Genomic DNA, 20,193 nt, shown 5'->3' with positions numbered 1-20,193 from the left:
TCTCGCCCGTCATCTCGTGTCCGCCCGCCCCACGGGCCCTCTGGGTAGCGTCGTCGACGTTCGCACCAACGACCCGGGAGGGCCCAAGTCCATGCAGGACGAGACTCCGTCACAGGAAACAGCAGGACACAGCAGGCGCGGTTTCCTCCGCACCGCCGCGCTCGCCGGCGCGGGGGCGGCGACCGTGGGCACGGCCGCGCTCGGCGCCACGCCCGCGTTCGCCGACGGCACCGACCGGAGCGGGGCGACCGGCAGCTGGAGACCGGACACGGCCGCCCTCCGGTTCACCCTCGCGGTGATGCCGGACACCCAGTTCCTCTACTGGGGCAGCCAGGACAGCGTGGACCGGACGCCGCAGGAGGAGTCGTTCCGCTACGTCATCGGCAACAGCGGCCACGCCTCCGCCGACAACATCGTGTTCCTGGCGCACCTCGGCGACCTGACCCAGGACGCGGACCCCTCCTCCTTCCAGCAGGTCGACAAGGCCTTCGGCCTGCTGGACGCGCACGGCGCCGCCTACAGCGTGCTGGCCGGCAACCACGACGTGAGCGGCGACGACAGCCGCGGCGACACGGCGTACCTGCGGACCATGGGCCCGCAGCGCTTCAAGCGCGCCAAGACGTTCGCCGGGGCGGACGCCACCGGCTACAACACCGCGCACGTCTTCGAGGCCGCCGGCCGCTCCTGGCTGCTGCTGGCCCTGGACTGGCGGACCAGTGAGCAGGGCTTCGCCTGGGCCGACGGCGTCATCAAGGCCCACCCGAAGCTGCCGGTGATCCTGACGACGCACGACCTCGTCTACTCCGATTACGATGACAACGTTTTCCCGTACGAGTCCGGTGACCCCGAGGACAACGCCGTACTGTCCGACTACGGCCGCACGGTCTGGGACCGGCTGATCAACGACAACGACCAGATCTTCCTGACCCTCAACGGCCACTACTGGCCGCCCGCGCGGACGACCGCGAAGAACGCCGCGGGCAACGAGGTGCACCTGCACATCACGAACTACCAGAACCGCTACTTCGGCGGCGGCGGCATGATCCGTCTCTACCACTTCGACCTGGCCCGGAACACGATCGACGTCGAGACGGTCAACCCCTGGATCCTGGCCCAGAAGCCGGAGTCCCGCAGCCGGCTGGCGGCCCAGCACGCCCGTATCACCGGCCCGGTCGACAACTTCTCGGTGCCGATCGACTTCGCCGAGCGGTTCGCCGGCTTCGCCCCGGTGCCGGTCCGGCCGGCCCGCCCGGCGGCCCGCGAACTGGTCAAGGGCACGGTGGCGTACTGGCGTTTCGACGGGCAGGGCAGGCCCGGTTCCGCGCTCACCGCGGGCCAGAGCGTGCCCGACCTGTCCGGCAGGGGCAACGACCTGACGGTGGTGACCCTGCCGGGTACCGCCGCCGACGCGCTGACCTGGTCCGACGACCACCACCCCGACCAGCCCGCGCACGCCAGCCTCACGTTCACGGGCGGCCGGAACCCGCTGCACGGCTCGTACCTGACCACCGGGGCCAAGGCGCCGCTGAACGCCGAGACGTTCAGGTCCGGGTACACCATCGAGACGTTCGTGCGGATGCCCCTGGACTGGGACGCCGGCCGCAACGGCTGGGCGTCGATACTCAGCCGCCGGGGCTCGGCCTCGGACGCCGGCAAGCACGGCAAGAACACCGACCCCGGCGAGCCCGTGCTCCAGCTCGCCATCTCGAACAACGGCCGCGAGCCCCAGTTCAACCACTACCCGCTCAACGACACCTATCCGACCACCAACTGGGGCCACGGCCTGGTGGAACTCACCTGGTGGCACCTGGCGGTGGTCAACGACGGCCGGCGTACGCGGCTGTACGTCGAGGGCGCGCCGGTCGCCGACAACCCGAACCGGCTCTCGGTCGGCCTCACCTCGCTCGGACTGCCCTGGCTGGTGGGCGGTCACGAGTACGCGGGCGCCGTCGACATCGTCTTCCACGGCGGCATCGGCGACATCCGGATCGTGGACCGCCCGCTGTCCGCGGACGAGTTCCTGACCGCGAAGTAGCCCGGTGCGCCCCGTCTCCGGCCCGGCGACCGGCCGACCGGAGACGGGGCGCGCGGACTTGACGGAGCCTTTGGTCTAGTCCTCTTGACGGCGGAGACCACGGGGAGTTTGGTATGTACCAATACCTCTCCAGGCCCACCCCCCACCTCTCCGTCCTCCTCGGGCATCCCGAAAGGGTCGTTGTCATGCACTTGGCAAGACTCGCGGCTTCCGCGTGCGCCCTCGCACTCACGGTCACCGGCGCCGCCGTCGCCTTGGCCCCCGCCGGCAGCGCCGCGGCGGGCAGCGTCTACTCCGTCGCTCCCTACGTCGACATGTCGAACGGTCAGGAAGGCCTTCTCGACACCGCCCTCACCGGCCATCGCCTCAAGGCCTACACGGCGGCCTTCGTCCTCGGCGTGGGCTGCAACCAGATCTGGGGCGACACCCTCCCCATCGGCAACGACTCCTTCACCGACCCGGAGATCGCCAGGGCCAAGGCCGAGGGCGCGTCGGTGATCATCTCCTCCGGCGGGGCGAGCGGCGAACCGCTCGCGTGGACGTGCTCGAACCAGAGCAGCGTCGACGCCGGGTACCAGGCGGTCATCAACGACTACGGCGTCACCCAGCTCGACTTCGACGTCGAGGGCGCCGCCGTGGCCGACACCGCGGCCGTGGCCCGCCAGATGCAGGCGATGAAGGACCTGAAGGCCGCCAACCCCGCCCTGCGGTTCTCCATGACGCTGCCGGTGCTGACCAGCGGTCTGACCGGCGACGGCGTCAACATCCTCAAGGCCGCCAAGAACGCCGGCGTCAGGATCGACGTCGTCAACGTCATGACCATGGACTACTACGCCGGTACCGGCACCGAGATGGGCCAGGCCGCCCTCTCCGCGGCCCGGGCCACGCTGGCGCAGATGCAGTCCGTCGACTCCGGCTACGGCTACGGCAACCTGGGCATCACCCCGATGATCGGCAAGAACGACGACGGGTCCACCTTCACCCTGGCCGACGCCCAGACCGTGGAGAGCTTCGCCGCGCAGAACGGCCTCGGGCGCCTCGCGTTCTGGTCGGCCAACCGGGACCAGCCCTGCGGCGGAAGCGCCAACTCGCTGTCCACGTGCAGCGAGATCAGCCAGAGCCCGCTCGCCTTCACCGACGCGTTCGTGCCCTTCGAGGGCGGTTCGGGCGGCGGCGGAGGCACCACCACCGACTTCTCCCTGTCCCTGTCACCGGGTTCCGCCTCGGTCGCCCAGGGCGGTTCGGCGACCGCGACCGTCGGCACGGCCGTCACCTCCGGCGGCGCCGAGTCCGTCAGCCTCTCCGCCTCCGGCGCGCCCTCCGGCGTCGGCATCTCCTTCAGCCCGAACTCCGTCACCTCCGGCAGCAGTTCGACGCTGACGGCGACGGTGGGCTCGTCGGTCGCGGCGGGCAGCTACCCGATCACCGTCACGGGCAGCGCGGCGAGCGGCAGCCACAGCGCCACGTACACGCTCACCGTCACCTCCTCGGGAGGCGGCGGCGGTGGCGGCTCGCTGGTCAACGCGGGCTTCGAGAGCGGCGGTACGAGTCCGTGGACCTGCGCGGCCGGCGGCTCGGTGGTCTCCACCCCGGTGCACGGCGGCTCCCACAGCCTCCAGGTGACGCCGAGTTCCAGCGGCACCGGCGAGTGCGACCAGGCCGTCACCCTCGCCCCGAACAAGACGTACACGCTCTCCGCCTGGGTGCAGGGCCCCTACGCCTACGTCGGCGTCAGCGGCGGCGCCACCGCGAGCACCTGGTCCGACGCGACCGCCTGGAACCAGCTGAAGGTCACCTTCACCACCGGCTCCAGCGGCGCGGTCACCGTCTACGTGCACGGCTGGTACGGCCAGGGCGCCGTGTACGCGGACGACTTCAGCCTCGCCTGAGACGCGGAGCGGACGAGGGCCGCGGGGGGGGCCGGGGGGGGGGCCGGGGCCCCCCCCCCCCCCCCCCCGTGCGGTTAGCGCCCCCCCCGCGCGGCCGCCACGGGGGGGGGGGGGGGGGGGGGGGGGCGGGGGGCCCCGCTCCCCCCCCCCCGGGCGGGCGGCGGGGGGGGGGGGGGGGGGGGGGGGGCCCCGGGGCGCCCCCCCCCCCCCCCCCCCGGCCCTCTGTGCTTCGGTTACCGGCCGAAGCCGTAGGCGAACAGGTGGGCGGTGCCGGTGGAGCCGGTCACCGGCAGCGTCACCGACGCCACCTGCTTGGCCGGGTCCAGCGGGACCTTCGTGGCGAAGACGTAGGTCTTCACGCCGTCCCGGCCGCCGCTCCCGGTGTTGCGGTAGCCGGTGGTGACGGCCGTCGTGTCACTCGGCAGCGGCTTGGCCGACCCTCCGTTGAGCGTCCAGTCGGAGAAGCCGACCGTGGCGTGCGCGGTGCTGCCGTCGGTGTAGGTGACGGTCAGCGTGCCCGTGGTGCCGCTGCCGTCGGTCGGCGCGTTGGCCGCCGCGCCCAGCAGCCCGAGCGAGGAGCCCGAGGTGCCGGCCGGCATCGGAACGGTCTGGCCCGCCATCTCCAGGTTGTCGTTCTGCCCGGACTTCACCGTGGGCCAGGTGTAGGAGATGCCGTCGACGGTGAGACCGGAACCGCTGGTGACCCCGGCCGCCGACAGCGCGTTCTGCGAGTAGGCCCAGCCGCCGCCGTCGAAGCCGCCCGAGTAGCTGCTGCCGTCGGGGTAGACGCCCTCGTTCGTGTCGTACGGCCACAGCGCGCCGGCCTTGGCCACGGCGACCCGCAGGACCGCACCGGGCAGGGCCGTGCCGGTGGCGTGGTCGGTCAGGGCGAAGGAGACCGGGAACGTGCCCTCGTCCTGACCCGCGGTGACGTGGATCTTCGCCTCGGCGCTGCCCGAGGCGGGGACGGTCAGCGAGCCGGACGCGGTGTCCAGGGTGACGCCGGCCGGTGCCGTCGCCGTCCAGTCGACCGTGGCGCTCTTGCCGCCGAGGTTGGTCAGGTCCAGGGTGCCGTCGTCGCTCGCGCCCGGCTGGAGGACCAGTCCGTTGGCGGGGCCGGTGGCCGCCAGCACCCGGTCGCCGCCCGTGGTGTCCGACGGCGGCGCCGCCGATGGCCCGGACGCCCACGCGGTGTCCGGCTGCGTGCCGAGCGTGAAGTCCAGCGTGCCGGCGCCCTTGAACTGCTGGTAGGTGAGCCAGGAGGCGTTCCAGGCCTTGCCCTTGACGTTCAGCGACTGGACGTACGGCGCGTCGGTCGCGGCCTGCGGGGCGTCGATCCGCACCGTCTTGCCGTCGCCGAGGGTCACCTGGGCCACCGGGAACACCGGGCTGCCGAGCACCAGGGTGTCCGCGCCCGGGGTCTCCGGGTACATGCCCAGCTCGGACCAGACGTACCAGGAGCTCATGGCGCCGAGGTCGTCGTTGCCGAAGGAGCCGACCGGGGCGTTGAAGTACAGGTCCTGCTGGGCCGCGCGGACGGCCGCCTGGGTCTTCCACGGCTCGCCGGTGTAGTTGTACTCCCAGGGGATCTCCACGCTGGGCTCGTTGCTCAGGTCGGCGTCGGTGCCGCCGGGCCGTGTGATGTCGTCGAGCAGGCTGTCCAGGTAGGAGGAGTAGGCCTTGGTGCCGCCGCGGGCCTGGATGAGCTGCTTCAGGTTGAAGGGGACCATCGGGGTGTACTGGGCCGAGGTGCCCTCCACGAAGCCGTTGGAGGTGCCGGGGGTGAACCCGGTCGCGAACTGGCCGTCCTTGTTCTTGGCCTGGAGGTAGCCGGACTGCGGGTTGAAGACGTTCATCCAGTCCTGGGCGCGGGTGGCGAACTTCTCGTAGACGGACGTCTTGCCGAGCGACTTGGCGAACGCGGCGAGGGCGTAGTCGGCGGAGTCGTACTCCAGTTGGGTGGAGACCGGTCCGTAGAAGTTGCAGCAGCCGTAGCTCTGGTCGAGCGGGAGGTAGCCCTTGGCGTCGCGCACCGACTCGCCGGGGCGGTCGTTGTTCGGGACGGTCGCCTCGTGCTGGAGGGCGGCGAGCGCCTTGTCGGTGTCGAAGCCGGTCGCGCCGAAGGCGTACGCGTCGGCGATGATGCCGGCGGCCGGGTCACCGACCATCACGTAGCTCTCGCCGTTGTTCGAGGCCCACTTGGGCAGCAGACCGGTCTGGTCGTAGCCGTTGAGCATCGAGGTGACGACGTCGCTCGCGACCTTGGGCTCGACCAGTGCCATCAGCTGGGTCTGGGAGCGGTAGGTGTCCCAGCCCGAGTAGTTGGCGTACTGGGCCTGCTGTCCCTTGGCCAGCTTGTGGACCTGGTTGTCCATGCCGATGTACTGGCCGTTGGTGTCGGAGAAGACGTTCGGGTGCAGCAGCGCGTGGTAGAGCGCGGTGTAGAACTGCGTCTGCTGGTCGGTGGTTCCGCCGCCGACCTGGAGCTTCTTGAGGACGGTGTTCCAGGCGTCGTGGTTGGCCTTCTCGACGGCGCCGACGTTCCAGCCGCCGATCTCCGCGCCGAGGTTGGCCGAGGCGTTCGCGTCGCTCGTGTACGAGATGCCGACCTTCGCCGTCACCTTGGGGTTGGCGGCGGTGTCGAAGGTGAGGTACATGCCGTTGGCGCCGGTCGTGGGCGGCTGGGCGGACGCCGCCGTCCTGGCGCCGTTCTGGTGGACCGTCGGGGACGGTTTCGCCGGGACGGTGAAGTGCTTCTCCTTCAGCGGTGCCGGCGTCGACTTCTTCGGCGCCGGGGCCACCTTGCCGGCCTTCAGCGACGTCGCGTCGGGCGTGATGGTGCTGCCGACCCAGGTGCCGCTCGCGGTGAACGGCCGGTCGAACCTGACGTCGAAGTGCAGCGTGTACCGGTTGGCGGCGCCGCAGAAGTGGCCGCTGTCGATCGCGCCGCTGATCTCCTTGCTGTTCACCACCTGGACGCGGGTCCCGTCCACCTGGGTGGCGCCGCCGCTGAGCTTGAACAGCAGGTTCGCCTGCCGGTCCGCGGGGAAGGTGAAGGTGCCGATACCGGCGCGGGTGGTGTCGGTCAGCTCGGTGGCGACCCCGTTCGCGTCGGTGACCTTGTAGGAGCCGATGGCGGCCTGTTCCCTGTCGTGGCCGAACCCGACGGACGTGCTGCCGAGGTCGCCGCTCAGGGCGCCGGTCACCGGCAGGACGGGCAGGTCGCCGGCGACGGGGCAGCCGGGTCCCGAGACGTGGGTGAGGCTGAAGCCGGAGATCTTGCTGTCGGCGTACTCGTAGCCGCCGCCGTCGGGGCGGTGGGGCGTGGTGTCGGGGCCCCACTGCACCATGCCGGCCGGCATGTCGGGACCGGGGAAGGTGTCCACCGCACCGGAGGTGCCGATGAGCGGGTTGACGAGGGACGCGGGGTCCTTCACGAGGGGCGGGGTCGCGTTGCCCGCGGCCTGGGCGGTGCCGGCCGCCTGCAGCGGCAGGGCCGCCAGGCCCAGGACGCACACGGCGACCAGGTGCCGTCGGATTCGTGCTCGGTCGGCTGGTGCAGCTGGACGTCGGGGTCTCACCATCGGTTGCCTCCGCAGCGGTTCGTGCTTCGCACATCAGGTGTCGGCGTGCCGAAAAACACCGGACTGCCGGCGACAGGCAACGGTTCGGGTCGCTCCCACGGCCTGACAACGTTGCCATGCACGAGTGTCGAGTGAAACGCCTGTGCTTGCGGCGTGTCAACGAGGCCAACAAGACTTTCTGAGCGCGAAGTTCACGTCCGGCCCCGGGACCACCCCCGGACGGCCGCGCCGCCGCGGACGCATCCGCGCGGGTCGGCGCGGTCGCTTCCCGGCTCCGCCCGCGGTACGGGCGGAGCCGGGAAGGGCGGCCGAACTCGATGATTCCTTGCGAGAGTTACGACCGCTCAGCAAACGCTTCTGGCCGGCCGCTCACCCCTCGTCGCGCAGCTGGGCCGCCAGGGAGGTGAGTGCCTCGGTCTCCTCGGTCCGGCCGAGGGCGGTGAGACGGGAGACCGCCGCGTCGAGCCGGGCGAGGGCCGGAGCGGGGCGTTCCAGGTAGAGACCCTCCACGACGGACGCGAGGCGGACGCACTCGGCCCACTCGCCTTCGCGGCCGTCGCCGGGCCCGGATCCGCCGAGGAGGACGAGGGCCCCGTCCAGCGCGGCCAGGGCCGTCTCGTACTCGCCTGCGTAGGCGTTGACCCGCCCGTGCTCGTAGGCCAGGGCGCTGTCCAGGGAGCGGTCGCGGGCCTCGTACCCGGCTTCCCGGGCCTCGTCGGCGACCCGGCCCGCGTCGGCGAGGAGGACGAGCGCGTCGGCCAGCCCCTCGGCTCCCTGCCGCTGGGTCCGCAGCCGGGCGATCTCGCGCAGGCAGCTGCTGACCTGCTCGTAGCGCGGGGACCTGGCGTGCGCGGCGAGGGCCTGGTCGGCGGCCTCGCGGGCCCGGTCGAACTCGCCGGACTCGGCGAGGAGCACGGCGGTCTCGGCGGCGATCACGGCGTGGCTCGCCGGGTCGTCGTCCCAGCCGGCCGACTCGGCCGCGAGGGCGGCGAACTCCGCGGTGGCCGCTTTGAGGTCCTCCCCCGCGTGCAGCGCGCGGGCCCGGTACAGGCGCAGTTGGGCGACGAGCCGGTCGTCGACCTCGCCGGCGGTGACGTCCGGTTCGGCCAGCACGGAGTCCAGGAGCGCGATGCAGTCCTCGACGCGGCCGAGTTCGAGGCTGATCTGGGCCGCGGTGCCATAGGTGCAGAACGCGTCCGTCCGGCTGCCGTGGCGCAGTTCCCGCTCGGCCGAGCGGGTCAGGTGCCGCAGCGCCTCGTCGTGGCGGCCCAGGCGCATGCAGGTCTGCGCGAGGTCGGTGTGCAGGCGGGCCGTGTCGACGGCCTCGGTCGGCCACCCGGCGGCCAGCCGCAGGCCCTCCGTCAGGTCCGTGTACGCGGCCTGCGCGTCGTCGAGGCCGAGCCGGAGCCGGCCGCGCAGACCGAGGGTGCGGGGCAGGTGCCAGGCGGGACCGTGCGACCCGATCCGGTCGAGGAGGTCGTCGGTCTCCGCGAGCGCGGCGGGCAGGTCGCCCGCGAGGGCGTACGTGGTGGCGCGCAGCAGGCGGGCTCCGGAGATCTGTCCGGCGATGTCGTGCCGGGCGGCGAAGTCGAGCAGCAGGTCCACCTCGGCGAGGACCGCCTTGGCGTGCTCGTCGTTCCCGGTCTCCTGGAGCCGCAGGCCGAGCGCGCTCGCCCGCAGCCGCAGCACCCGGGCCTCCTGGTACGGGGCGAGGCCGGACGCCTCCTCCTGGAGCCGGACCAGCGCCCGGTGGGCGGCGGTCAGCGCGGCGGCCTTGGCGTCGGGCCCGGCGTCGTCGCCGGTCGGGATCTCGGAGGTGGGGAGCACGGCGCAGGCACGGGCGAGCGCCGCGTCCCCGGCCGCTCCGGCCTCGTCGTACAGGCGGGCGGTCTCCTGCCACAGCGCGGACGCCTGGTCGAACGCGTCCTTGTCGCCCGCCCTGGCGGCCTCGTCGGCCAGCAGGTCCGCGCGCAGGCGGGCGAGCGGACCCACGGCGGGGTCGTCGGGGTGGGCGTAGCCGGGGTCGGCGACCAGGGTGCGCAGTCGCGCCCGGCAGACCGTCGCGTCCGGATGCCCCTGCTCCTCCAGCTCCCGCGACCTGAGGATGAGTTCGGGCAGGGTGTCGGGGACGGTGGTGGTGGCGGGACGGGCGGCGGGCGGGGCGGCCGGGGCCACCTCGTCGAGGCCGCGGGTGCGCAGGGTCAGCTCCAGGGTGTCCAGGAGCGGGGCGCGGTCCAGGCGGGCGGTGCGCCGGTCGGTGTGGGCGGTGGTTCCGTTGCGGGCGTCGAAGCGGGCGGCGAGGGCGTCGGCCCGCTGTCCCGTCTCGGCACGCAGGGCGGCGACCGTCCAGGTGCGGCCCGGATAGCCGGCGGCGGGCAGGTCGCCGTGGCCGAGGGCTTCGACGCGCCGCAGGAGGACCTCGACGCCGGTGAGGAAGGCGAGCTGGTCCAGCGGCGAGTCGACCTCGTCGAACAGGTTCCGGTTCTCCGCGAGGAGTTCCAGGCCGCGGGCCTCGTTGCCGGTCAGCGCGCAGAACTCCAGGTGCCGGCCGACCTCGCCGGACATCGACGGGTTGCGGCGGCAGGCGCGGTAGCCGGTGAGGTGGAGTTCGCGGGCCCGTTCGGTGCGGCCGGCGCGCAGCAGCGGGAGCAGGGCGTGGGAGACGGAGCGGGCGGGCTCCTCCTGGCAGGACTCCTTGCCGGTCAGGACCGGCTCCCAGGCGCGCAGAGCCCGTTCGTCGTCGCCCGCCGCGAGGTGGTGCAGGGCGCGCTCGCAGATCTCGCACGCCTCGCAGTCGCTGAGCCGCGTGCGGGCCCGCCCCGCCCACAGCTCGAAGGCCAGGTCGGTGTCCTCGCCGACGTGCGCGGCGAGCCGGTGGGCCTGCCCGTAGTAGGGCTGGAGTGCCAGGCCCGCTTTCTCGTAGCGGTCGCGCATCTCGGTGAGCCACTGGCGCAGGCTGGCCAGCGGTATCTCCGGCAGGGCCAGCAGGGCGTTGGCCACCCACTTGAACCGCCAGAAGAGCGTGTGCCGCATCCGCTCGTCGAAGACGTCGGGCTGCTCGTCGAAGAGGGTGAGCAGCCGGGCGAAGACGACGGGCGACTTGCGGGGCTCGGAGCCGTAGGTGTAGGCCTCCTGGAGTTCCAGCAGGGCGTGCACGAGCGGTCGCGGCTCCGCGAACTGCTCGGCCAGTTCGGTCAGTTCCTCGGCGGTGACGGTCCGGGGACGGCCGTAGGGGCGCCGGGCGTTCTCCTGGAGCGCCCGGTACAGCTCGTCCGTGTTCCGGGGAGGGGGTGCGGTGGGCATCGTCAGCTGTCCTTGCGGAGGGCGTGGGCGAGGAGGTCGAGGAAGGAGCGGTTGATGAGGCTCGACTCGGCGGGCCTGAGCGGGCGCCGGGACAGCATCGCGGCCTGCCCGTAGAGGGCTTCGGCGCTGGTGCGGGCCAGTTCGGGTTCGTCGATGGTGACCGCGGTGCGCACCAGCGGGTTGAGCTGGTTGAGGATCAGCTGGGCGCGCGGTGCCTCCTGGCGCAGGTGGCCGAGGATGTCGCCCCACACGCCGCCCTGCTGTTCGCGGGCCAGCTGGGAGCGGGTGCGTTCGTGCCGGGCCTCGCGGCTGTCGAGGAGGAGGGCGGGGGCCGAGGCGGGCTGGAAGGTGCGCAGCGCCACGTCGCAGTCGAAGACGGCGAGGGCGTCGCGGGCCTGGGTGAGGTAGGCCGCGGCGGCGAGTTCCGTCTCCCGGTCGACGGGGTCGAGGTGGGCGGTGAGGGTGGCCGGGTCGAGGTCGGCGACACTGATCTCCGGCCTGATCTCGGGCAGCCGGTGGACCAGTTCACGGTCGTAGGTGTAGCCGCCGTTGACGACGCCGAGGCCGGCGGCGGAGGCGATCGCCGCGACCTGCCGGAACTCCTCCACGCTGGCGGTGACGAGCACGGTGCGGTGGGTGCGCGCGAACTCGTCGAGGGTGGCGTGTCCCGCGGTGGTCTCGAACGGCAGCCAGGGCAGCAGCATCCGCAGGATCTCGTCGTCGTGCACGGCCAGCGACTTCACGGCCAGGTGGTGGGCCTGGAGGAAGCGGCCGAGGAGGTCCGGGTCGCTGGCGGCGGTGCGGGCGATCCAGGCGCGCAGCCGTTCGGCGAGGGCGTCGCGGACCGCGGCGAGGGTGTCGTCCTCGTACAGGGACTCGCGGGACGCGGTCGGGCGCAGGCTCTCGGCGTCCAGGACGCAGCGGACGAAGAACGCCCACTCGGGCAGGATCTCGGCTGCCTGCTCGGACAGCAGCATGCCCTTGACGTGCACCCGGTGGCCGTGCCGGCGTCCGGCCGGCACGGCCTCGGGCAGGACGCACGCGATGCCCTTCAAACCCACGGCCGGCAGGTCCAGCTCGATGGTGTCCAGCGGCGTGAACCCGAAGGTCTCCTCGCCGTGGGCGGCCAGCGCGCGGGCGCGTGCTCCCGGCGTCGGGTAGGTGCGCGCCCAGGGCGCGGGCTCGGGGTTGACGGGCGTGCCGGGGCCGCCGGTGCCGTCGTCGAAGGTCACCGGGTGGCGCAGCAGGGCGCCGAAGTGCCGGGCCAGGGCGTGCACCCGGGCCGGGGCGGTCCACTCGGCGGCGTCGGCGCGGGGCGTCAGGGTGACGGTGGTGCCGGGCCGGGTGCGGGCGGCGGCGGGCAGGGCGCGGACGGTGTAGCTGCCGTCGCCGCGTCCGCGCCACTCGACGGCGGGTGCGCCGGGGGTGCGCGCGGACCGGCTCAGGACGTGGATCTCGTCCGCGACCAGGAAGCAGGAGAGCAGTCCGATGCCGAACTGGCCGATGAAGTCGGCGCGTTGCTCGGCGATCTTCTCGGCGCGCTTGCTGCTGCGGCCGATCGTGGCGAGGAAGGTGTGGACGTCGGCCTCGGTGAGGCCGACGCCGTCGTCCTCCACCCGGACCGCCGAGCCGTCGGCGTACAGCCGGATGCCGAACGCGCCGGCGCCGGCGTCCGGTTCGAGGGCGTGCCGCGCGGTCAGTGCGTCGACCGCGTTCTGCAGGAGTTCCCGCAGGTAGACGCGGGGGCTGGAGTAGAGGTGGTGGGAGAGGAGGTCGACGAGGCCGCGCAGGTCCACCTGGAAGGTGCGGTCGGCGCCGTCGGCCGGACTCGAAGGGGTCTGGGACAGGGTCATCGGGCAGTCCGGGGTGAGAGGAGCGGCGGGCGGGTGGCGGGATCAGGCACTGCGCCGGGCACGGGCGTACAACTTTTCCGGCTCGGCCGTGTACCGCCACGGCCACTCTGTGAGGGCGCCGCCCAGCTCGCGGAAGACGGTCGGCAGAGCGATCCGCTCCGAGGCGAGGGACAGGGCCATGGCGAAGGCGTTGAAGTCCTGCTGCCAGCCGGGGCGGCGTTCGTAGTCGGGGTGCAGCACGCTGCGTTCGGCCGCCTCCAGCAGCTCGTCCTGGATCTCGGGGGTGACGAGGCAGTCGTCACGGTCGGACTCGACCCAGTCCTCGATGTGCGCGACGGCGAGCACACAGCCGAGGCGGTGGCCGTCGGGTGCCTCGGCGAACGCCGCCCGGGCGAAGGCCAGGGCCTCACCGGGCGCGCCGCTCCACCGCGGCTGGAGGTACGACACCCACTCGATGTGGGTCTCCAGGTCGAGCGGATCGCGGCGCAGGGCCGCGTCGAGACGGACCTCGTTCACGGAGCGGCCGAGCGAGATGCCGCGGCCGGAGGTGAGCAGGCGGCGCCACGGGGTGACCCACTCCGGCCGCAGCTCGGCCGCCTCCAGCAGCTGTTCCTCGGCGACGGCGAGCCGCTCCTGGAAGACCCGCCACTGCTCGCGCGTGACGTCCGCGGCGCTGGCGCGGGTGCGCGCCTCCCAGCCCCAGCTGACGTGGCGCGCCCCGGAGATCAGCAGCGCCGTCGCCCGGTGCTCCTTGTCCTCCTCGACGGCCCGGCCGATCCAGTCCTGCACACCGTCCAGGTCGGCCAGTTGGCCGAGGACCTGGTCGTCCCGGCCGAGATCGAACGGGGTCAGCGCCGCCTTGACCGCCGCCCAGTCGGCGGCTCCGGCCGCCTCCACCAGCGCGAGCACCCTGGTGTCGCCGAGCGCGTGCAGCGGGTACGTCCCGTTCCTGGTCCTGCGCGGCGCGGGCAGCGCGTGCGGGTCCGCCGCCGGTTTCTCCCCGCCCCTGCCGAACAGCTTGCCGAACATGCCGCGCCCTCCCCAGGTTCCGCGTGATCATCGGGGTGCAGCATAAGCGGCGTCACCGACATCGCTTCCACAGGGTTTCCGTCCGGTGGCGCAGGGCGACCGGAGGATCGGCGAGGCCGAAGTTCAGCGGCGGTGCACGCTGACGGCGTAGCCGCCGCCGTCGTAGGGGTCGGCGTCCCAGGTGGCGAAGCGGTCGACGAGGGTGAGGCCGGCCGCGGCGCAGCAGTCGTCGTACTCGGGCAGGGTGATGCCGGGCGGCACGGGCAGGTGGGCCTCGTCCAGGCCGAACCCGGCGACCAGCAGGCCGCCGGGGCGCAGGGCCGCGGCCAGGCGTCCGGCCACGGCGGCCTCGGTGCCGGGCGCGAGCAGCGGGAAGATGTTGCCGGCGGCGACCACGAGGTCGAAGCCTGCCGCGACACCGAGCGCGGCGGGCTCGAACTCGGTCAGGTCGGCCTGGATCCAGGGCAGTTCGGGCGCCTGCTGCCGGGCCACGGCCAGCATCGACGCGTCGAGGTCCACTCCTGTGCAGTCGTAGCCGAGTTCGGCGAGCCGGATCATGACCCGCCCGGTGCCGCACCCGGCGTCCAGCACCCGTGCTCCCACGGATACCAGGGCCGCGCACAACCGTGCCTCTCCGTGCAGGTCCTTCCCCGTGCGGGCCAGGGCGGCGAACCGTTCGGCGTAGGTGCGGCCGGACGTGCCTCCGGTCAGTTCGTGCCAGCGACTCATGCGGCGAACTATAGGCCGCGCGTGCGGGGCGTCAGGCGCCGTAGACCTCGAACTGGGCGACCTGAGCGGCCGGCCATCCGGTGTTGGCGGTGAAGGTGAGCCGTACGTGGCGGGTGGTGGCGGCCGCGGGGAGGGTGAGGGTCGCGGTGTTGCCGGTCGCCGGGTCGAAGGTGCGGCTCGTGGAGGCGAGCAGCTGGGTGAAGGCGGAGCCGTCGGTGCTGCCCTGCACGGAGAGCGTCTGGGTCCGGGCGGACCAGGCGGTCGCCGGAGGAAGGCGCAGGACGATCCGTCCGACGGTGCCGGCGGCGCCGAGGTCGACCTGGAGCCATTGCGGGAAGGCGTTGTTGGCGGACTCCCAGTAGGTGGAGGCGTCGCCGTCGGTGGCGTTGCCCGAGCCGTAGACCTGGGTGTGGCTGCTCTCCGCGGTGGGCCGGTGCAGGGCGAGGTCGGTGCTGCCGGAGGGGGCGTCGGTGGTGACGGTGACCTGGTTGGAGGGCTGCGACAGGTTTCCGGCGGCGTCGAGGGCGACGACGTCGAAGGTGTAGGCGGTGGACGCGGCGAGCCCGGTGACGGTGAACGTGGTGGCGGCGGTGGTGCCGACCTGTGTGCCGGTCGTGCCGGACACCTGCAGGACGCGGTAGCCGGTGACGCCCACGTTGTCGGTCGCGGCGTTCCAGGACAGGGCGACGGAGCCGCTGGTGTGTCCGGTGACGGTCAGGCCGCCCGGCGCGGCCGGCGGGGTGGTGTCGCCGCCGCCGGACAGGACCGGCGGGGTGGGGCGGGTCGCGGTCAGTGCGATCCGGCCCTTGAGCATGCGGCCGCCGTCGCCGGTCAGGCGCAGGTAGTAGTCGGAGGAGCAGGCGGTGCCGTCCTCGTCGAGGGCGAGGAACCCGGAGTCGGTGGGCACCCATGCCTGGGTCTCGGCGGTCTTGGCGATCTGGTTGCCCTCGTTGTACTCGTCGAACATCGAGATGTAGATGCCCTGCGCTCCGGCGCGCACCACGTTGTAGAACTGCCGCCACATGAAGTCGCCGTGCGCCCGCTGCCGGGCGGAGACGTCGCCGGGGAGCACGCAGGGCTGGTAGTCGACGCCGTTGGCGTTGCAGTCGGCCTGGTCGCCGACGGTGTAGGTGGTGTACGCGTTGTCGGCCTCGGACACGTTCCCGATGGCGCCGACCATCCACGGCGAGAGCATGTGGAAGGCGTGGTAGACACCGAGGAAGCCGGCCCGTGAACCGCCGGTGCCGGTGCGCCATTCGCGCGGTACGCCACCGATGACGTAACAGCCCTGGCTCTTGAACCAGTTGACGACGTCGAGGCAGGCGTCGGCGGTGAAGGGGTGGTTGGCGTCGTTGAAGCCGAAGCCCCAGACGCACACGACCGGGCGGCCGTTCTGCCTCGCGTAGGCCGTGCTCGCGGTGTGCGCGGACATCTTGTTCGTCCAGTCCGTCTTGATCTCGGACTGCATGGTCGTCCAGTTGGAGACGTCGTACATGATGTAGAACTTCCGGCCGTACGCCTCGGCGGCGGTGCGCACCTTGGCCGCCATGGCGTCGCGGGTGGGGCCCTCGCCGCCGGTGGGGTTGAAGCGCTGCAGGGCGGCGGTGTCGATGTCGTTCTGCTGCATCCACTGGAAGTGGGTGTTCACCGTCTGCTGGTCGTACGAGGAGAACAGCCTCGCCGACTGGCCGTTGCCGAGCGCCGCGTAGGAGGTCTGGTAGGTGCTGGTGTAATCCCGCGTGTCGGGCCAGCACTTGACGGCGGTGTTGGTCCGGGACGGGGAGCGTCCCCAGTCCTGGCTCCAGTGCCACCAGCCGTTGATGGGCGCGCCGTCGCCGGCGCAGGCGAACCAGCCCTGGTAGCCGACGGTGACCTTGCCGACCACGTCGCCCGGCGCACTGGCCGCGGACGCGGTGGGGGCGAGCAGTGTCGTGGTGGCTCCCACGGCTCCCACCGCGGTGGATGCGACCGCGGCCCTCAGGAACACTCTGCGTGTGACGCCCATCTGGACTCCTTGGGTCCGAGTGGCCTTGGGTGGTCGGTGCCGCCGGACGCGGGTGCGTCCGGCGGCACCGTCAGGTCTGGATCGTCAGGTGTTCCAGACCTGGACCTCGGAGAGCTGGCCCGCGGGCCAGCCGTTGTTCGCCGTGATGTTCACTCGCACATAGCGCTGGGTGGTCGCCGTGAAGGTGATGGTGACCGTGTTGTTGGTGGCGGGATCGAAGGTGTAGGCGGCGGACGACTTGATGGTGGAGAAGGAGGAGCCGTCGGTGCTGCCCGACAGGGACAGCGTCTGGGTGCGGGCGCCCCAGCCGGCGGGGAGCTGGAGGACGACGCGGCTCACGCTCTGCGCGGACCCGAGGTCGGCCTGGACCCACTGGGGGAAGGCGTTGTTGGCGCTCTCCCAGTAGGTGCCCTGGTTGCCGTCCGTCACGTTCGACGACGGGTAGACGTCGGTGTGGCTGGACTCCGTGGTGGCCGCGCCGGCCGCGAGGTTCCGGCTGGCCGTGCCGGCGCCGGTGCCGCTGAGCGCGACGGTGGTCGTGCCGTTCGACGCGTTGCTGGCGATGCTGAGATCGCCGGTGCGGGTGCCGGAGGCGGTGGGCCGGAACGTGACGTCCACGGTGCACGAGGCGTTCGCCGCGATCGACGTCCCGCAGGTGTTGGTCTGCGAGAAGTCGCCCGTGACGGTGATGCCGGAGACGGTCGCGGCCGCGGTGCCGGTGTTGGTGACCGTGACCGTGCGTGCGCTGCTGGAGGTGTTGAGCGCCTGGGTGGCGTACGTCAGTGACGTCGGGCTGGCCGACAGGGTCGCCGATGAGGAGCCGCCGCTGCTCGGGAACACTTCCAGGTCGGACAACTGGGCCGCGTTCCATCCCGTGTTGGCGGTGATGTTCACCCGGACGTAGCGCGCGGTGGCGGCGCCGAAGGTGATGGTGACCGTGTTGTTGTTGGTGTTCGGGTCGAAGGTGTATCCGGCCGACGCCTTGACGGTGGAGAAGCTGGAGCCGTCGGTGGAGCCCTGCACGGACAGGGTCTGGGTGCGGGACGACCAGGCGGTGGCCGGCGGGAGCTTGAGCACGACCTTGCCGACGCTGTAGTTCTGGCCGAGGTCGACCTGGGCCCACTGCGGGAAGGAACCGTTCGTGCCCTCCCAGTACGTGGAGGCGTCCGGGTCGGTCAGGTTCGAGGCGACGTAGGGGCTGCTGCTGGAACTGGCCGTCGCGGGGCGCCCGGCCGCGATGTTCGTGGTGCTGTCGATGCCGCTGCCGGTCAGGGAGACGGTCGTCGGGCTGTTGTTGGCGTTGCTGGTGACGGTCAGGCTGCCGTTGCGGGTGCCGCCGGTGGTGGGCTTGAACCCGACGTTCACCGTGCAGGAGGCGCCGACCGCGAGCGTGGCGCAGTTGTTGGTCTGGCTGAAGTCACCGGAGGCCGAGACACCCGAGACGGTCGCCGACGTGGTGCCCGTGTTCGTGACCTTCACGGTCTGGGCGGTGGCGGACGAGCCGACCACCGTGCCGTCGAAGGAGAGGCTGGCGGGGTCGGTGTTCAGGACCGGACCGGGCGCTGTGCCGGTTCCGGAGAGGCTGGTGGTGCTGGTGGTCCCGCCCGCGTTGACGGTCAGGGTTCCGGTGCGGCTGCCGGTCGCCGTCGGCGCGAACTTCACGCTGACGGTGCACGAGCCGCCCGCCGCGATCGAGGATCCGCAGGTGTTGGTCTGGGAGTAGTCGCCGGAGGCGGTGATCGAGGAGACGGCAGCGGCGCTGTTGGTCGGGTTGGAGACGGTCACGGTCTGGGCGGCGCTCGTCGAACCGGTCGCGACCGAGCCGAAGTTCAGCGCGCCAGGAGTGGCCGTGACGCCTTCGGACGGGTACGGCGGATAGTTCGGGGCCGGCCAGCCGCCGCAGTAGGGCGTACCGCTGATCCCGGAGTTGCCGCCGCCGTCGGTGACGACGAAGTTGCCGCCGTTGCAGCTGTACACCGGGGAGGAGTAGCCGACGCCGGTCGCGGTGACGTTGGTGAACTTGGCGGCGCCGCCGGTCTGTTCCTGGAGGGCGAAGGTACCGGTGCCGGCGATGGTCACGTTGGTGAGGCTGACCCCGCTGATGGTGCCCTCGACCCACTGGACCGCCTCGTACGGGCTCTGCTGGATCAGCGCGTTGGTCACGTTGATCGGCCCGTTGATGGCGCCCTGGCTGCCGTCGAACCAGAGGGCTCCCACGCCGAACTGCCAGTTCGGGTCGAGGCTGCCGTCCCGGATCAGGGTGTTGTCGGAGATGGTGGTGGTGCCCACGGGTGTCGACGTGAAGCGCTGCCCCACGTGGATCCCGCCGCCCTGGGCGATGCCGGAGTCCACCACGCGGTTCCCGCTGACGGTGTTGTCGTGGCCGCCGTAGATCGCGATGCCGTTGGCGAGGATCTGCAGGGAGACGGTGTTGTTGGAGATGGTGTCGTTGGCGTCGGCTCCGAGGGCGGAGTCGGCCCAGGTGGCGATGCCGTCGTCGCCGGTGTTGCGGATGTCGCTGTTGGTCACCTTGGAGTTGGTGACGCCGCCGTGGAAGTTGATGCCGTCCGCGGTGGTGTCACGGATGCGCATGCCGCTGAACGTCAGCCCGTCCATCGGCCCGTCCATCCAGGCGCCGACCTTCATGTGGTCGATCCACAGGTTGGAGACGGTCGAACTGCTCATCGCGCCGCCGATGCCGTTGACCTGGGCGCTGTCGTCGCGCTCCTGCACGTTCCCGAAGATCGCGAAGTTCTGCAGGCGCACGCCGGTGCTGGGCGAGGGCGCGGAGTTGCCGTAGAAGCCGGGCGCGGTGCCGGTGACGGTCGAGTACCACATGCCGGCGCCGGCGATGGTGACGTTGTTGACGCTGATGTGGCCGGGGATGTTGTAGGTGCCCGGCGGGATCCAGACCGTGCCGCCGGGTCCTGCCGCGCTGATCGCGGCATTGAACGCGCTGGTCGCGTCGTTCGCGCCGGTGGAGTCGGCGCCCTTGCTGGTCACCGACACCGCTCCGGAGGGCGCGGTCAGGGCCGCGCCGACCTGCTCGAAGTCGGCGAAGTCGATCGTGTACGAGGAGGCGGTGTCCCCGGAGTCGACCTGGAGCTTGAAGGTCGTGCCGGCGGGATAGGTGGTGGAGAAGAGCCGGTGCGCCTCGTCGAAGAAGTGGTGCGGGTTGCTGCCCGGGGTGTTGGTGAAGGGATAGCTGCCGTAGTACCAGCTGTAGGCATTGGTCAGGGTGAAGTCGGGCTGCTTGACGCCGTCGATGTAGAGGGAGAGCGCGGCGGTGTACACCGAGCCGCCCGAGGTGTCGGGGATGCTGTAGCGGAAGTTGATGGAGTTGGTCGCCACCGGGGTGGTGAAGGTGACGTACTGGCCGGTGCCCTTGAGCGTCGTCGCCTTGCGGTACGAGGCCTCGTCGGCGAGTTGGCCCTGGGTGTAACTCGGCCCGATGTCGGTGCCGTTGGTGGCGGAGTCCTCCGCCTGCACCTCCACGTACGGCAGGCTCGCGCCGCTGCCGCCGGTGGCGGTGGACGCGGCCCACGCGGGCTGGAGGGCCAGGGCGACGACCCCGACGGCCGCCACCATGGCGGTGCTGACCGCCCAGACGAGGGCTCGTCTCAGATTTCGTAGGGAATGGAACACTTACCACTCCTTTCATCACGGGATGCCCGAACAGTTCCGCCGGTACCGCCGGAGGCGGGAGGGGAGACGGAGGGTGGTGATGACGCACGGGGGACCGTAATATCCGCGACATGGCCGCGCA

9 protein-coding genes are annotated in these 20,193 nt (G+C 72.1%); 2 read left to right on the top strand and 7 right to left on the bottom strand.

Annotated elements, in window-relative coordinates:
• The first annotated feature begins 91 nt into the window (after positions 1–91).
• Both ACIRQ9_RS30655 and ACIRQ9_RS30650 read left to right on the top strand, forming a co-directional pair.
• Complete coding sequence (locus ACIRQ9_RS30655; protein ID WP_404180581.1) at positions 92–2,035, top strand: LamG-like jellyroll fold domain-containing protein; 1,944 nt, start codon at positions 92–94, stop codon at positions 2,033–2,035.
• 185 nt (positions 2,036–2,220) lie between these two features.
• Positions 2,221–3,924, top strand: coding sequence for a carbohydrate binding domain-containing protein (locus tag ACIRQ9_RS30650; protein ID WP_404180578.1), 1,704 nt, complete (start codon positions 2,221–2,223; stop codon positions 3,922–3,924).
• A 233-nt stretch (positions 3,925–4,157) separates the two neighbouring features.
• Here ACIRQ9_RS30650 and ACIRQ9_RS30645 read toward each other — a convergent pair whose 3' ends face one another.
• From ACIRQ9_RS30645 to ACIRQ9_RS30615, 7 genes are all read right to left on the bottom strand, one after another.
• Entirely contained in the window at positions 4,158–7,442 is a 3,285-nt protein-coding gene (locus tag ACIRQ9_RS30645) for a GH92 family glycosyl hydrolase (RefSeq protein WP_404180575.1), read from the bottom strand.
• Positions 7,443–7,877: 435 nt separating this feature from the next.
• A complete protein-coding gene (locus tag ACIRQ9_RS30640) occupies positions 7,878–10,811 on the bottom strand; it encodes a hypothetical protein (protein WP_404180572.1) in 2,934 nt (977 codons plus the stop codon).
• Between the two features lie 2 nt (positions 10,812–10,813).
• Entirely contained in the window at positions 10,814–12,664 is a 1,851-nt protein-coding gene (locus ACIRQ9_RS30635; protein ID WP_404180569.1) for an HSP90 family protein, read from the bottom strand.
• A gap of 42 nt (positions 12,665–12,706) precedes the next feature.
• A complete protein-coding gene (locus ACIRQ9_RS30630; RefSeq protein ID WP_404180566.1) occupies positions 12,707–13,693 on the bottom strand; it encodes a hypothetical protein in 987 nt (328 codons plus the stop codon).
• A gap of 123 nt (positions 13,694–13,816) precedes the next feature.
• Positions 13,817–14,422, bottom strand: coding sequence for a class I SAM-dependent methyltransferase (locus ACIRQ9_RS30625; protein WP_404180563.1), 606 nt, complete (start codon positions 14,420–14,422; stop codon positions 13,817–13,819).
• Between the two features lie 31 nt (positions 14,423–14,453).
• Positions 14,454–16,427 carry a discoidin domain-containing protein gene (locus ACIRQ9_RS30620; protein WP_404180560.1) on the bottom strand — a complete coding sequence of 658 codons (1,974 nt, stop codon included), beginning with the start codon at positions 16,425–16,427 and terminating at the stop codon, positions 14,454–14,456.
• Between the two features lie 84 nt (positions 16,428–16,511).
• On the bottom strand, positions 16,512–20,072 hold the full coding sequence (locus ACIRQ9_RS30615) for a choice-of-anchor D domain-containing protein (protein ID WP_404180558.1): 3,561 nt from the start codon (positions 20,070–20,072) through the stop codon (positions 16,512–16,514).
• Positions 20,073–20,193 lie beyond the last annotated feature (121 nt).

This window comes from Streptomyces sp. NPDC101237 (assembly GCF_044767465.1).
Lineage (GTDB): Bacteria > Actinomycetota > Actinomycetes > Streptomycetales > Streptomycetaceae > Streptomyces > Streptomyces gramineus.
Note: the sequence above shows the minus strand (reverse complement) of the source record. Positions and strands in the feature narration are given on the sequence as shown.